The following is a 12,860-nucleotide window of genomic DNA, read 5'->3' on the forward strand; positions in this document are numbered from 1 at the left end:
TTGTTTTATATGTTTTTTCACGCAGATTTTGGCAGATTAAAGCAGATTTATTTTTTTAATAATTGATCTGCCCAAATCTGCTTTAATCTTTTTAAAATCTGCGTGAAATAAAAATCTTTGCGAGAAACTTTTGTGCAATTTTGTGGTAAGTAAGACTTATCAGTATCTTGCGGTCGTTAAATAAAATATATAATGAAACAATGTGTTATTTTTGATATGGATGGCGTAATCTGTCACACTAATCCACATCATGTAAAAGCTTTTGAGGTGTTTTTCGATAATTATAAAGTTCCTTATTCAGAAGAAGAGTTTGAAGAACATATGTACGGAAAACATAATGGGTATATAATGTCTCATTTCTTTAAGCGTTCGGTTGTGGGAGATGAACTTAAAAAACTCGAAGACGAAAAAGAATCGATATTTCGTGAGATTTATAAAGACAAAGTCGAAACAATTCCGCATTATTTGAAGTTTTTAAACCAACTGAAATCCCGTAACTTTAAAACTGCTGTTGCCACCTCTGCGCCGCGAGCCAATCTCGACCTGATTATAAAGGCTCTGAAAATCGAAGACGAAATGGATTCTATGATGTCAAGCGAAGACGTAAAACACCATAAACCTGATCCGGAAGTGTATCTGAAATCTGCAGAACGTGTTGGTGTTGCCCCATCTCATTGTATCGTTTTTGAGGATTCTTTTTCAGGAGTTTCAGCTGCACTAAATGCAGGAATGAAAGTGGTTGGGGTGTTGAGTACGCATACAAAAGAACAACTTCCGCCATGTAATTTTTATATTAATGATTACAGCGAAATAAATGTTGAGAAGGTTTTGGAATTATTGAAAGCTTAGGTTATTTGTGAAAAGTAAAAAGAGATTTGTAAAATTTTAAATCCTATAAGAAATATAAGTCCATTTAAATAAACGGGCATAATTTGAATAGCCTCCAGTTTTAACTGGAGGTTTTTTTATGTTTGAAAAGAGAATGGCTTTAGCCGAATGTTAAGCAATTCATTATTTTCAGAATAACCTAAAATTGCGTTTTATAAATAATCGCTGAAAATGTAAAGTTTATTTTTATTTGTCATTGCAGATTCACAAATCTTAACTAATTCATCAAGTGCTTCTTCAGCACCACTGTTTTCTTGAACTACTTTTTCTCGGATGTTTATTAATTGGTCATTAAACTCCTTTACTCTATAACATTCTCTTTCTTGCGCTATTGGATCATTTAAAATTGCATATTCTTCAGAATGATATTTATATATCAAACTTTCTGGATTCAGTTCTCTAAAGTTTGAGTAATAATGATCAATTATGAATTCAAATTGGTGTGTAGTTAATTCCAACTCATAAACTAAATTATTTTCATTATCTCTTTCTCTAAAGTAGATTTCATCTAAACAAACGCTAAATGGATAAAGTTTCATCCATTTTGAAGCTAATTCTATTTTTAGAGGTAAGATTTCCAAGTTCAATTAATATGAGTGAAAAATAATTTTTATTTCAAAGGAAAATTAAGTAATTCTTTTGGTTCAACATCTAAAGCATTGGCGATTTTTACAAGAGTTTTTACAGTTGTATTTATTTCAGCTCTTTCTATTCTGCCTATCTGGGTCTTAGGGATATCGCAATCATTAGCTAAATCTTGTTGAGACAAGCCTTTTTTTTCACGTAGTTGTCTAATGTGAACGCCAAGATTTGCAATAAAAGTTTCTTCTGAAATATCCATATCTCAAAAGTCATAAGATTTATTTTTCACATGGTCACATATATGAGCCTAAAAGTATTATATTTGAAGAATTAAAAAAATAAGATAATGGCTATAAAACATCTCTCAAAAGAAACTGAAACCAGACTAACAGAGTTTTTTACCAATGTTATAGACCCTAAAGATATGGCTAAGACAATACGGCAAGTAAATTATATGCTGGCTTTAAACACATTGAGAGAACGCGAAACCGTACAATCTGAAATTAGGAATCTTGAAAATAGTTTTTATTGTATGAATAGATTAGCGGAAGCTTTAGATCCTTATCTGGATGTTGAGTGAAGAGAGTTTACGTATCGTTCCTCTGAATGACAATATTGGGGTTACTTTGTGTTTTTATCTTTGACAAAGATTTAATGATTGCTAAAATGAATTTATATGGTTCAAAATATGGATAAAATTTGGTGAAAGCCTAAAAAACAAAAAAGCTTCTGAGAAACCAGAAGCTTTTTTTAGTGTGGATAACAGGACTCAAAGCTAAACGGTCTTGCGGTACCAAACCCCAAGTGAAATCCTTATTTTAGAAATGTTATTTCTCACCATAAATTATAAGTGCATCTCCATCTATTATTACGTTTCCTTCAGGATATCTCTCATTAATCAAACTGTAAACTTCTTGTTTTATTTTTTCTTTCATAGCATCATCGGCATTGCTGAGAGCGGCAACAAAAGGCGCTGCAATTTCGGTCATCATGTTCCAGTAAACATCGGCTGTTCCGCAGTTTAATTTGCCAATTACTTCTTTTTCAGAAATATGTTTAAAACCAGCCTGACTAAAAATATCCATCATTAAACCAGCTCTTGCACAACGAAACATTCCTGGAGCTTCGGGCGCAGGCGGAGGTAATTGCATGTTTCGGTTAATGGTTCCGCCAACGGCAGTTACCCAGAAATTTTTCTCAGGAACATTCCAAACTGCGATTGCAATTTTGCCGCCAGGTTTTAAAACCCGAAACATTTCCTGAGCAGCCAAAAGCATATCTGGAAAAAACATAAAACCCATTCGGCAGCTAATAGCGTCGAATGTGTTGTCAGAAAAAGGAAGTTCGCTTACATCGCAGGCATGAAATTCAACATTTGATATTTCTTTTTTAATCGCATTTTCGCGGGCAATCGTGAGCATATCATATGCAAGGTCAGTAATAATTACTTTTCCGCTCGAAAGCATAGATGCAATGCTCAAACCGGGTTCACCGGTTCCTGCGGCAACATCCAGAATTACCTCTGAACCTTTAGGATTTATCAGAGCAATAATTTCATCGGCAAAAGGTTGCATAAAGTTTAGAATTTCAAAATCCCATTTTTTCCAACCGGGAGAAAATTTATTCCAGGCTGCTTTTTGCTGTTCACGTATTTCTTGAAGTTGTGGTTCCATTTGGTTTGTTTTTTAAATGAAAGATTTATTTGAATTAGCAGCGTTATTAAAGTAATAACGGTTAACTTTTATAACCGAAGCAAAATTTGGGGGAATTTGTCTCCTTGTAGGTGAATAGACGAATTTATTGTAGCGTTTTTGAGCTTATCAAAGTTAAGGAAGAATTCTTTAAAATGGTAACCGTTTTGTATTTATTTACCTGATTTGTAGTTGATTACAGTTATTTTGTTTTCGGGAAGATTTTGAAATAAAACTCAGAAGTAACTAAAACAAAAAAGCTTCTGAGAAATCAGAAGCTTTTTCAGTGCGGATAATAGGACTCGAACCTACACGCCTTGCGGCACCAGATCCTAAGTCTGGCATGTCTACCAATTTCACCATATCCGCGTAATTGTGGGTGCAAAGATAAGCATAACTTCGAATTTTCAAAGCAATTTTGCAAAAAAATATTTATTCTCTTTTTTGTACTTTTGAGATTGTATAAAAAATTATTTAAATGGAAAACATAAAAGCATACGTTCAACAACATAAAGATCGGTTTATCAATGAATTGATCGAATTATTAAAAATTCCGTCGGTAAGTGCCGACACTGCCTATTCGCAAGATGTAATTGATACGGCCGAAGCTGTAAAAGTAAGTTTAGAAAAAGCAGGCTGCGATTTAGTTGAAGTTTGCGATACTCCTGGTTACCCAATTATTTACGGAGAGAAAATAATTGACCCTAATTTGCCTACCGTTTTAGTTTATGGACATTATGATGTTCAGCCGCCGGATCCAATGGAATTATGGACATCACCGCCATTTGAACCCGTTATCAAAACGACTGAAATTCACCCCGAAGGAGCTATTTTCGCCCGTGGTGCCTGTGATGACAAAGGCCAAATGTACATGCACGTAAAAGCATTGGAATATATGGTGCAAAGCAATACACTGCCTTGTAACGTAAAATTCATGATCGAAGGAGAAGAAGAAGTTGGTTCTAAAAGTTTAGGCTGGTTCGTAGAACGCAATCAGGAAAAATTGAAAAACGATGTGATACTAATTTCGGATACCGGAATGATTTCTAATCAACAGCCGTCAATAACAACAGGTTTACGCGGTTTGAGTTATGTTGAGGTCGAAGTTACGGGTCCAAACCGTGATTTGCATTCAGGCTTATACGGCGGAGCTGTGGCGAACCCAATTAATATTCTGGCAAAAATGATCGCTTCACTTCATGACGAAGACAATCGTATTACCATTCCGGGATTCTACGATAAAGTTCAGGACTTATCATTAGAAGAAAGAGCCGAAATGGCCAAAGCGCCTTTCAGTTTAGAGAAATATAAAAATGCCTTAAACCTAAATGATGTCTACGGCGAAAAAGGCTATGTAACGAACGAACGCAATTCGATTCGCCCAACATTAGACGTAAACGGAATCTGGGGCGGATATCAGGGAGAAGGAGCAAAGACGGTTATTGCGAGTAAAGCTTTTGCAAAAATCTCTATGCGTTTGGTTCCAAATCAGGATTGGGAAGAAATCACAGCACTTTTCACGAAACATTTCATCAATATTGCCCCGGCCGGAGTTACCGTAAAAGTCACGCCACATCATGGAGGTCAGGGTTACGTAACGCCAATTGACAGTATTGGTTACAAAGCAGCAAATCTGGCGTATACCGAAACGTTTGGAGTTCCTGCAATTCCGGTTCGTTCCGGAGGAAGTATCCCGATTGTGGCATTGTTTGAAAAAGAACTGAAAAGTAAAACAATTTTGATGGGCTTTGGTTTGGACAGTGACGCTATTCACTCTCCAAACGAACATTTCGGAATCTTCAATTACTTAAAAGGAATCGAAACTATTCCGTTGTTTTACAAGTATTTTGTAGAGCTTTCGAAGTAGAAAAGTTGTCAAATCGAGCGGAGTTGAGATTCGTTCCAATTATATAAATTCAAAATCCGTTCAGCAATGAGCGGATTTTTTTATGGGCGTTACCTTCGGCCGGGCTTTCGGCTAAATTCCCGATTAACAAAAACTACAGCTAAAATGCCTTGTTTTTCTAAATCGGGAGATACCGCCTCTATCCCTAACGCAATCCCGGGTAAATAGAACTTTCAAAGCTAAACCATCAGTGAATTAGAAACTTACAGTTTTAAAAAATTTTCAAAAAAACTTGCGTATTAAAAAATTAACTCTACATTTGTAGAGCATAAACTATAAATGTAGAGTTAAAAATATCAAAATGCGTCAAATTTTTATATTATTATTTTGTGGAATTCTTCTTTCCGGATGCAAAAGCAAACCGATCAATCAAATGGTTGATAAGAAAAAAGAAGGAGTTTGGATTGATAATTATGAACAGGATAGTATCAAATACAAGTCGGTTGAAAATTATAAAAATGATGAACCGGTAAAAAAATGGAAATCCTACATCAACGGAAAAATCTACAAAACCGAAAAGTATAAAAATGGAATTTGTATCGTAAAATATTATTACAAAAACGGAAAACTGCAATCGAAAGGAAAAACAAAAATCGAAATCGATTCAAAAGAAATGCATTGGTTTTATTTTGGTGACTGGAAATTTTATTCGGATAGAGGAAAATTAACAGAGATTAAAAAATACAGCAAGGGCGAACTGATTTCGGAACAAGAAATAAAATAGTAGAGACGCACCGCAGTGCGTCTAAATAATAATCATTTAAAAATCTTAGAGTCTTAACAACTCAGAACCTTAAACCTTAAATAAATGCAATTATCAAATTCAGAAGAACAATTAATGGAGCATCTTTGGACGCTTGAAAAAGCCTTCATGAAAGATTTGCTCGAAGCTTATCCGGAACCAAAGCCTGCAACAACAACCGTTGCAACGCTTTTAAAAAGAATGATCGACAAGAAATTCGTGGCTTATAATGAATTCGGTAATTCACGCGAATATTATCCGCTGGTTAAAAAAACAGTTTATTTCTCTAAACATGTAAATGGATTAATAAGTAACTTTTTTAATAACTCGGCATCCCAGTTTGCTTCGTTTTTTACCACCGAAACTAATTTATCAGCATCGGAATTAGAAGAACTCAAAACAATAATAGACAGTGAAATTCAAAAAAGGAAAAAATGATTGACTTTTTAATAAAATCGACAGTTAGCTTAAGTGTTTTTTTGGTTGTATACCATCTGCTCTTAGAAAAAGAAAAAATGTTTCGCTTCAACAGGTATTTTCTATTAGTCAGTTTATTGTTTTCAATAACTGTTCCGTTTATATCTTTTGAAATCCAACAAAATATTCCAGTTACATACAATAACATAATACCACAACAGACTATAACGACAGATACCCATCCGATTCAAACAGAAACAGGCATAAGCTCTGAAGAACAAACCAATTATTGGCTTCCATTTTTATGGATAACTTATATAGTAATTACTTTAATACTAAGCTATCGGTTTATCCAAAATATTTATATAATCACGTCCAAGACTAAAGTGTCTAAAATCATTGTGTATCAAAATATAAGAATGGTTTTACTCTCAGAAGAAACTTTACCTTATTCTTTTTGGAATTCCATTTACATAAATCAAAATGATTTTAAAAATCGACAAATAGAACAAGAATTGTTTACGCATGAAATTGCCCATGTAAAGCAAAAACATACTCTTGATGTGATTTTTATAGAAATTTTGAAAACATTATTTTGGTTCAATCCTATTTTTATTTTTTACAAAAAAGCTATTCAGCTTAATCATGAATTTTTGGCAGATGAAAATGTAATATCTACACATCATGATGTCTCTTTTTATCAAAACCTTTTATTAAACAAAGTAAGTACCTCCCAACCTTTTTTATTAACCAGTAATTTAAATTTTTTAACAACAAAAAAACGACTTATCATGATGACAAAAATCACTTCAAAAACAAGAGCTCTAATAATGCAATCTTTAGCTGTTTTGGGCCTTTTAACAATCTTTTTATCATTTGCTTTCAAACCATTACCATTGAGCAACAAAAAAACTATAGTAATTGATGCTGGACACGGAGGAAAAGATATTGGAGCACAAATTAGTGCCGAGCAAGAAAAGAAAATTGTAGAAAATATTGCAAATAAAATAAACTTACTGAATGGTAAAGATGACATTGAAATTATTTTGCTTAGAAAAGACGATAGTTTTATTGAATTAAGTGAAAGAGTATCGAAAATAAACAAAATAAACCCGAGCTTAGTAATTTCTTTACATGTAAATACTTCAAAAAATCTGAATGAAAATGGAGTAAATGCTTATGTTTCAAAACAAAATGGTTTTTATGAAAAATCGAAGGAAAGTGCTAAAAATTTAGTTGATAAAATCTCAAACGAAAAACTTGCTAGAGGAGAGGTTAAAGATGCAAACTATTTTGTGCTCAAAAACTCAAAATGCCCTGCATTATTAGTAGAAATTGGCTATTTATCAAATGAAAATGACAGAACTTATCTGATTAGCGAAAATGGACAAAATGAAATTGCAAATAAAATAGTTGAATTCATAAAAATATAAATGTCTACCAAGACACCTATTAACTATTCAATCAGCCAATTAAATACTTTAATAAAAAAATAAAAAATCCGCTTCTAAATTCTAGAAGCGGATTAAACCAAAAAAATTCAAAAACTAAAAATAAATCCACTTAAAATAAGTCAGGATTGTATCCAAAATAAGGCATGGTTTGTTCGTTGAAAACAACACCATACTCTTCTAATTCTTTTAAAATAGGTAAATAAACTTCTTTTTTTATAGGAAGCTGAACACCGGGAGCTGTGATTTTTTTATTCAAAATTAATAGCGTTGCAATTGCAACCGGCAAACCAACTGTTTTTGCCATTGCAGTATAGGTTTGGTCATCTCCAATACAAACCATTTTAGAATCGATTTGCTTTTTCTCTCCATTCAATTCATATCCGAATTTATGGTACATCACAATCATATCTTTATCGTCAGGTTCAAGTGTCCAGCTGTCGGAAAGTATTTTTTCTAATATTTGTGCGGGAGTTGCATTTTTTAAATTGACTTTTTTGTCAGGATTAAACAGATCAAGTTCCAAAAGTTTGTCCCACATAATATCGTCCTGATCTATTTTTAAGATCAAACGCATTTTTATTTCAACTGAATCCGTTGGATGATAAGGTAAAAAAGAGTTTGTAAACTGACGATAACTCATGTTTTCAGAGTCTTCCATGATATAACTGTCATCAGTCATTCCAAGCTGTACAAACATATTCCAGGCTTTCGAAAATCCTACTCTCCTGATTGTTCCTCTATATAAAGTCAAAACATCATCCAGACCGTAAATTGACCTGTATTTTAAAGAGTCCCGGTTTGAATATGCTTCAAATTTTCCGTAGCCTTCGACTTCAAGAAATTCAGTTCTGCGAAATAAAGTACCATACGGAATGTATTTGTAAGTTCCTTCCTGAATAAACTTTGCAGCTCCGCCTTGCCCTGCCAGAACTACATTTCTTGGTGCCCATGTAAATTTGTAATTCCATAAATTATTATCGGATTCGGGAGCGACTAAACCACCACAAAAGGATTCAAAAAGCAACATCTTGCCACCTTTTTCCCTGATTTCATCAATAACTTTCATGGCGCTCATATGGTCAATTCCGGGATCAAGACCAATTTCGTTCATGAAAATCAAATTGTTTTTTCTGGCTTCTGTATCAAGGCACTGCATCGCATCACTTATATATGATGCAGTTACGAGATGTTTTTTAAATTCTAAACAATCTTTTGCGATTTCAATATGTAAATGTGCGGGCAACATCGAAATCACTATCGAAGCATTTTCTATAGCAGTTTTTCTTTCAGTTGCATTAAAAATATCTAAAGCTATTGGAGTGGCATTAGGATGATTATTGACCTTTTTTTCGGCTAGGGCCAAAGATAAATCTGCCACGACAAGATGTAGGTTTTCGCTCTCTGATTTTGATAAAAGATAGCGAATCAAAGACGATGCTGATCTTCCGGCTCCAATTATTAGAATTCGCCTCATTATTTATATATTTAACACAAACATACTAAATTGTTATAAAAATAACAATTGATGGTTTGAAATATTTTAATTTAAAAAGAACAAAGTAAATCGGTTTTTTTTGAAAAGTGTATTTGAAATGTTTTTTGTTTAATTGAATTAAGACTATTTTTGTGATATAAAAACAGATAAAATGGAAAGAAAAATAATTTTGACAGCTGCTTTTCTTGGAGTATTGGCTATTATTTTAGGTGCTTTTGGCGCACATGCTTTGAAAGCAGTATTATCTCCAGAACAGTTGACAAGTTTTGAAACAGGTGTTCGCTATCAAATGTATCATGCTTTCTTTTTGTTTTTTGTTGCTTCCAGAAAAGAATTGTCTTTAAAAGCGCTGAAAGTAATATATAATTTAGTGTTAACCGGTGTGCTTTTCTTTTCAGGTTCTATTTATTTACTGACGACTAAAAATGTAACTTCAGTTGACTTTAAAATTATAGGATTCGTAACTCCAATAGGCGGACTCCTATTAATCTTCGCTTGGATTGTTCTTTTTGTTACAATTTTTAAGAAAAATTCACAAAATTGAATTTTAAAAACCCTATCTGAAAATTAATTCCTAATTTTGTTGTATATATAACATGAATCTTTATATGTGTTATTTTTTAGCATTATTCACTTTAATGTATAAACAATATAACAAGCAAATGAAGCCGATTGTATTTATAAATTGAAATTTAAAACTCGGTTATAATATACAATTTTAAAAAATTATGGACACTAACACACTTTTCTCGCAATCGATTTCGTTAAAAGAATTAGGAATTGAAAATGCAATCGTTAGATATCAATTGTCAGCAGATGAATTGCATGAGATTACGTTGCAATCAGGTCAGGGTGTTGAAAGTTCGACAGGAGCATTGGCAATTAATACCGGCGAATTTACCGGAAGATCTCCACAGGACCGCTTTATTGTAAAAGATAGTATTACAGAAGATAAAGTTTGGTGGGGAAAAGTAAATATTCCGTTTTCGTCTGATGCCTTTGAAAAACTATATAATAAAGTAACCACCTATTTATCTAATAAGGAAGTTTTTGTTAGAGACTCTTATGTTTGTGCTGATGCAAATTACAGATTAAATGTTCGGGTAGTAACAGAAACCGCCTGGTCTAATTTGTTTTGCTACAATATGTTTCTAAGACCGGAAGAAGCTGAATTAGCAAATTTTACTCAGGAATGGACGGTTATTTGTGCACCAGGCTTTATGGCAGATCCGGAAGTTGACGGAACACGACAGCCTAATTTTGCGATTTTAGATTTTACTAAAAAAGTAGCTCTTATTGGAGGAACAGGTTATACCGGAGAGATGAAAAAAGGAATTTTCTCTGCATTAAACTTCATTTTACCGGTTTTCGAAAATACTTTACCAATGCACTGCAGCGCGAATGTTGGGGAAGCTGGAGATACTGCAATTTTCTTTGGTTTATCAGGAACGGGAAAAACAACTTTATCAGCAGATCCGGCACGTAAATTAATTGGTGATGATGAACACGGATGGACCAGCGAAAACACTGTTTTCAATTTTGAAGGTGGCTGTTATGCTAAAGTTATTAATTTAACGGAAGAAAATGAGCCGGACATTTTTAGGGCAATCAAAAAAGGAGCACTTTTAGAAAATGTAGTTTTCAAAGCGGGAACCAATGAAGTTGATTATGATGATGTATCGATTACTCAAAATACACGTGTAAGTTACCCGATAACTCATATAGATAATATTCAGCCTGGTTCAATCGGACACAATCCTAAAAATATATTCTTCTTAACGGCAGATTCTTTCGGAATTTTGCCTCCAATCTCAAAACTGACACCTGGTCAGGCGGCTTACCATTTTATTTCAGGATATACGGCAAAAGTGGCCGGAACAGAAGCCGGAGTTACAGAACCACAGCCTAATTTCTCAGCTTGTTTTGGAGCACCATTTATGCCTTTGCATCCAACACGTTATGCTGAAATGCTGACTAAAAAAATGAAAGATGCAGATGTAAAAGTTTGGTTGATCAATACAGGTTGGACAGGTGGTGCGTACGGAACGGGAAGCCGTATGAAACTAAAATATACCCGAGCCATGATTACTGCTGCATTGAACGGTGAATTGGATAATGTAGAATACGTAAACCATAAAGTATTTGGAATTGCAAAACCACAATCTTGCCCTAATGTTCCAAGTGAAATTTTAAATCCGAGAAACACTTGGGAAGACAAAGATTTATACGATAAAAAGGCAATTGAATTAGCTCAGAAATTCAAAGCTAATTTTGCCAAATTTGAAGAGTTTGCCAATGCCGAAATTTTGGCTGGCGCGCCAATAACAGAATAAGGAAAATTACTAATTCAAAATTGAAAAAGAGCTGTTCGTCATCACGAATAGCTCTTTTTTTATGTCCTGGTGAAATTGAAATCTATAGCACCACCCTGAGCAGTCTATTTAGAATGTCACTCTGAGCGGAATCGAAGAGCTTTTTAGCAGGCGAGGGCTTCGACTCCGCTAAGCCTGACAGTAGGGTTCGGGCACAGTTTAGAAACTGAATACTGCAGCAACTGTGACTGAACACTTATCTTTTAACGTCAATACGTTTTTGCATTAAATCCCAGGCATAATAATGAAACGTCATTCCGTTGCTCATGGCTACGAAAAGGCCTTTTTGGTAATTTCCACCTAAATTAATGCTGGTCACATCTGCTCCGTCACATTCAATTGTAGAAGTTGGAATTTCTGCCAATAAAGGATAATTGTTTGGATTGCCATTTGCGCCTTCTCTCGGGTAAACCATAAAAGTATTCGCTTGTTGATTCGATACTAAAATATAACCTGTAGAATCTGTTTTTTTGTAAATTGCGATTCCTTCATTATCGGCTTTAAAACCGGTTTTTCCAAAAAGAGCCAATTCTTTATTATCGTTTAAAGCAGGATCAGCTTTGTATTTTCTGATTCCGAATTGTTCATCACAATAGTAAATAGTTCCTAATTCGTTGTCAACTGCAATAGCTTCAATTTCTTTCTTTCCACTGTAAGCTCCAAATTTTCTAACCACTTTTGCCGTAGCAAATTTTCCTGAACCAGAAAGTTCATATTGCCATAAGTAACTTCCGGAAGGACCTGATTTTCTTCCAACAACAGCAAATATTTTACCGTCGCCCGGACGTGTGTACAAACAAACTCCCATTGGATCGCGTAATTCTTCACCTTCAAAAACCGGAATGCCGCCATTATCAATTGGTTTTAAATCAGGTAAACTGAAAACTCTTATCATATTACTTTCGCGTTCAGTCGTTACAGCTATATCAACTTTTTTTCCGTCTATGATTAATCCATAAGCTATATCAACATTATTTGGTCGTTTTAATGGAATTGATTTTTTTAGAATTTTTCCATTTAAATCAAAAGCATATAAACCGCCATCTGAGTCTTTATCAGTTCCTACAATAATACTTTTTGAAGCATCTGTTGGATGAATCCAGATTGCCGGATCATCTGTATCATGAGGCAAAGCTTCAGTAACAACTGTTGGTTTTAGAGCATTTTTGGCAACAGGCGCTAATTTATCACCTTTACAAGCAATAAATAAAATACTTAAAAATAGAAAAGTGAGTATAGATTTGTTTGTCATTATGTTTTTCATTTTAATAAAATTAGACAAAACAGTCAAGTTCTGTCTAATTTAAGAATTT

General features: G+C 33.9%; 13 protein-coding genes and 1 tRNA gene. 8 read left to right on the forward strand and 6 right to left on the reverse strand.

Going from position 1 to position 12,860, the window contains the following annotated elements:
• Positions 1-192 precede the first annotated feature (192 nt).
• The gene (locus PMI10_RS03675) at positions 193-849 is read left to right on the forward strand and encodes an HAD family hydrolase (RefSeq protein WP_007804627.1); all 657 of its coding nucleotides are present in this window, start codon (positions 193-195) and stop codon (positions 847-849) included.
• A 191-nt stretch (positions 850-1,040) separates the two neighbouring features.
• Here the strand turns inward: PMI10_RS03675 and PMI10_RS03680 are convergent, their stop codons facing one another.
• Together PMI10_RS03680 and PMI10_RS03685 are read right to left on the reverse strand one after the other, a co-directional pair.
• Complete coding sequence (locus PMI10_RS03680) at positions 1,041-1,469, reverse strand: hypothetical protein (RefSeq protein ID WP_007804629.1); 429 nt, start codon at positions 1,467-1,469, stop codon at positions 1,041-1,043.
• Between the two features lie 29 nt (positions 1,470-1,498).
• On the reverse strand, positions 1,499-1,729 hold the full coding sequence (locus PMI10_RS03685) for a helix-turn-helix domain-containing protein (RefSeq protein WP_007804631.1): 231 nt from the start codon (positions 1,727-1,729) through the stop codon (positions 1,499-1,501).
• A gap of 87 nt (positions 1,730-1,816) precedes the next feature.
• Here PMI10_RS03685 and PMI10_RS03690 point away from each other — a divergent pair, with 87 nt between their 5' ends.
• Positions 1,817-2,050, forward strand: a complete 234-nt coding sequence (locus tag PMI10_RS03690) for a hypothetical protein (RefSeq protein ID WP_007804633.1) — start codon at positions 1,817-1,819, stop codon at positions 2,048-2,050.
• 247 nt (positions 2,051-2,297) lie between these two features.
• Here PMI10_RS03690 and PMI10_RS03695 read toward each other — a convergent pair whose 3' ends face one another.
• Complete coding sequence (locus PMI10_RS03695; RefSeq protein ID WP_007804635.1) at positions 2,298-3,143, reverse strand: class I SAM-dependent methyltransferase; 846 nt, start codon at positions 3,141-3,143, stop codon at positions 2,298-2,300.
• A gap of 305 nt (positions 3,144-3,448) precedes the next feature.
• Positions 3,449-3,530 (reverse strand) — tRNA-Leu (locus tag PMI10_RS03700).
• Between the two features lie 109 nt (positions 3,531-3,639).
• Between PMI10_RS03700 and PMI10_RS03705 the strand changes: the two genes are divergently transcribed.
• The 4 genes from PMI10_RS03705 to PMI10_RS21530 all read left to right on the forward strand — a co-directional run bounded on the left by PMI10_RS03705 (position 3,640) and on the right by PMI10_RS21530 (position 7,659).
• On the forward strand, positions 3,640-5,028 hold the full coding sequence (locus PMI10_RS03705) for a dipeptidase (protein ID WP_007804637.1): 1,389 nt from the start codon (positions 3,640-3,642) through the stop codon (positions 5,026-5,028).
• Positions 5,029-5,368: 340 nt separating this feature from the next.
• A complete protein-coding gene (locus tag PMI10_RS03710; protein ID WP_007804639.1) occupies positions 5,369-5,791 on the forward strand; it encodes a hypothetical protein in 423 nt (140 codons plus the stop codon).
• A gap of 84 nt (positions 5,792-5,875) precedes the next feature.
• Positions 5,876-6,247, forward strand: coding sequence for a BlaI/MecI/CopY family transcriptional regulator (locus PMI10_RS03715; RefSeq protein WP_007804641.1), 372 nt, complete (start codon positions 5,876-5,878; stop codon positions 6,245-6,247).
• A complete protein-coding gene (locus tag PMI10_RS21530; protein WP_007804643.1) occupies positions 6,244-7,659 on the forward strand; it encodes an N-acetylmuramoyl-L-alanine amidase in 1,416 nt (471 codons plus the stop codon). Before PMI10_RS03715 ends, PMI10_RS21530 begins: the two co-directional genes overlap by 4 nt.
• A 130-nt stretch (positions 7,660-7,789) precedes the next feature.
• Here PMI10_RS21530 and PMI10_RS03730 read toward each other — a convergent pair whose 3' ends face one another.
• Entirely contained in the window at positions 7,790-9,154 is a 1,365-nt protein-coding gene (locus PMI10_RS03730; protein ID WP_007804645.1) for a saccharopine dehydrogenase family protein, read from the reverse strand.
• Between the two features lie 172 nt (positions 9,155-9,326).
• Here PMI10_RS03730 and PMI10_RS03735 point away from each other — a divergent pair, with 172 nt between their 5' ends.
• On the forward strand, positions 9,327-9,719 hold the full coding sequence (locus PMI10_RS03735; RefSeq protein WP_007804647.1) for a DUF423 domain-containing protein: 393 nt from the start codon (positions 9,327-9,329) through the stop codon (positions 9,717-9,719).
• A gap of 184 nt (positions 9,720-9,903) precedes the next feature.
• Positions 9,904-11,508 carry a phosphoenolpyruvate carboxykinase (ATP) gene (gene pckA / locus PMI10_RS03740; protein WP_007804650.1) on the forward strand — a complete coding sequence of 535 codons (1,605 nt, stop codon included), beginning with the start codon at positions 9,904-9,906 and terminating at the stop codon, positions 11,506-11,508.
• Positions 11,509-11,743: 235 nt separating this feature from the next.
• Here pckA and PMI10_RS03745 read toward each other — a convergent pair whose 3' ends face one another.
• On the reverse strand, positions 11,744-12,799 hold the full coding sequence (locus tag PMI10_RS03745; RefSeq protein WP_007804652.1) for a phytase: 1,056 nt from the start codon (positions 12,797-12,799) through the stop codon (positions 11,744-11,746).
• Positions 12,800-12,860 lie beyond the last annotated feature (61 nt).

The sequence above is a fragment of the Flavobacterium sp. CF136 genome, assembly GCF_000282055.1.
Taxonomy (GTDB): domain Bacteria; phylum Bacteroidota; class Bacteroidia; order Flavobacteriales; family Flavobacteriaceae; genus Flavobacterium.

Bases quoted from the DNA above. Each gene is read 5' to 3' on its own strand.
- PMI10_RS03675 (WP_007804627.1), top strand. From the start codon at position 193: ATGAAACAATGTGTTATTTTTGATATGGATGGCGTAATCTGTCACACT.
- PMI10_RS03685 (WP_007804631.1), bottom strand. From the start codon at position 1,729: ATGGATATTTCAGAAGAAACTTTTATTGCAAATCTTGGCGTTCACATT.
- PMI10_RS03690 (WP_007804633.1), top strand. From the start codon at position 1,817: ATGGCTATAAAACATCTCTCAAAAGAAACTGAAACCAGACTAACAGAG.
- PMI10_RS03695 (WP_007804635.1), bottom strand. From the start codon at position 3,143: ATGGAACCACAACTTCAAGAAATACGTGAACAGCAAAAAGCAGCCTGG.
- PMI10_RS03705 (WP_007804637.1), top strand. From the start codon at position 3,640: ATGGAAAACATAAAAGCATACGTTCAACAACATAAAGATCGGTTTATC.
- PMI10_RS03710 (WP_007804639.1), top strand. From the start codon at position 5,369: ATGCGTCAAATTTTTATATTATTATTTTGTGGAATTCTTCTTTCCGGA.
- PMI10_RS03715 (WP_007804641.1), top strand. From the start codon at position 5,876: ATGCAATTATCAAATTCAGAAGAACAATTAATGGAGCATCTTTGGACG.
- PMI10_RS21530 (WP_007804643.1), top strand. From the start codon at position 6,244: ATGATTGACTTTTTAATAAAATCGACAGTTAGCTTAAGTGTTTTTTTG.
- PMI10_RS03730 (WP_007804645.1), bottom strand. From the start codon at position 9,154: ATGAGGCGAATTCTAATAATTGGAGCCGGAAGATCAGCATCGTCTTTG.
- PMI10_RS03735 (WP_007804647.1), top strand. From the start codon at position 9,327: ATGGAAAGAAAAATAATTTTGACAGCTGCTTTTCTTGGAGTATTGGCT.
- pckA (WP_007804650.1), top strand. From the start codon at position 9,904: ATGGACACTAACACACTTTTCTCGCAATCGATTTCGTTAAAAGAATTA.
- PMI10_RS03745 (WP_007804652.1), bottom strand. From the start codon at position 12,799: ATGACAAACAAATCTATACTCACTTTTCTATTTTTAAGTATTTTATTT.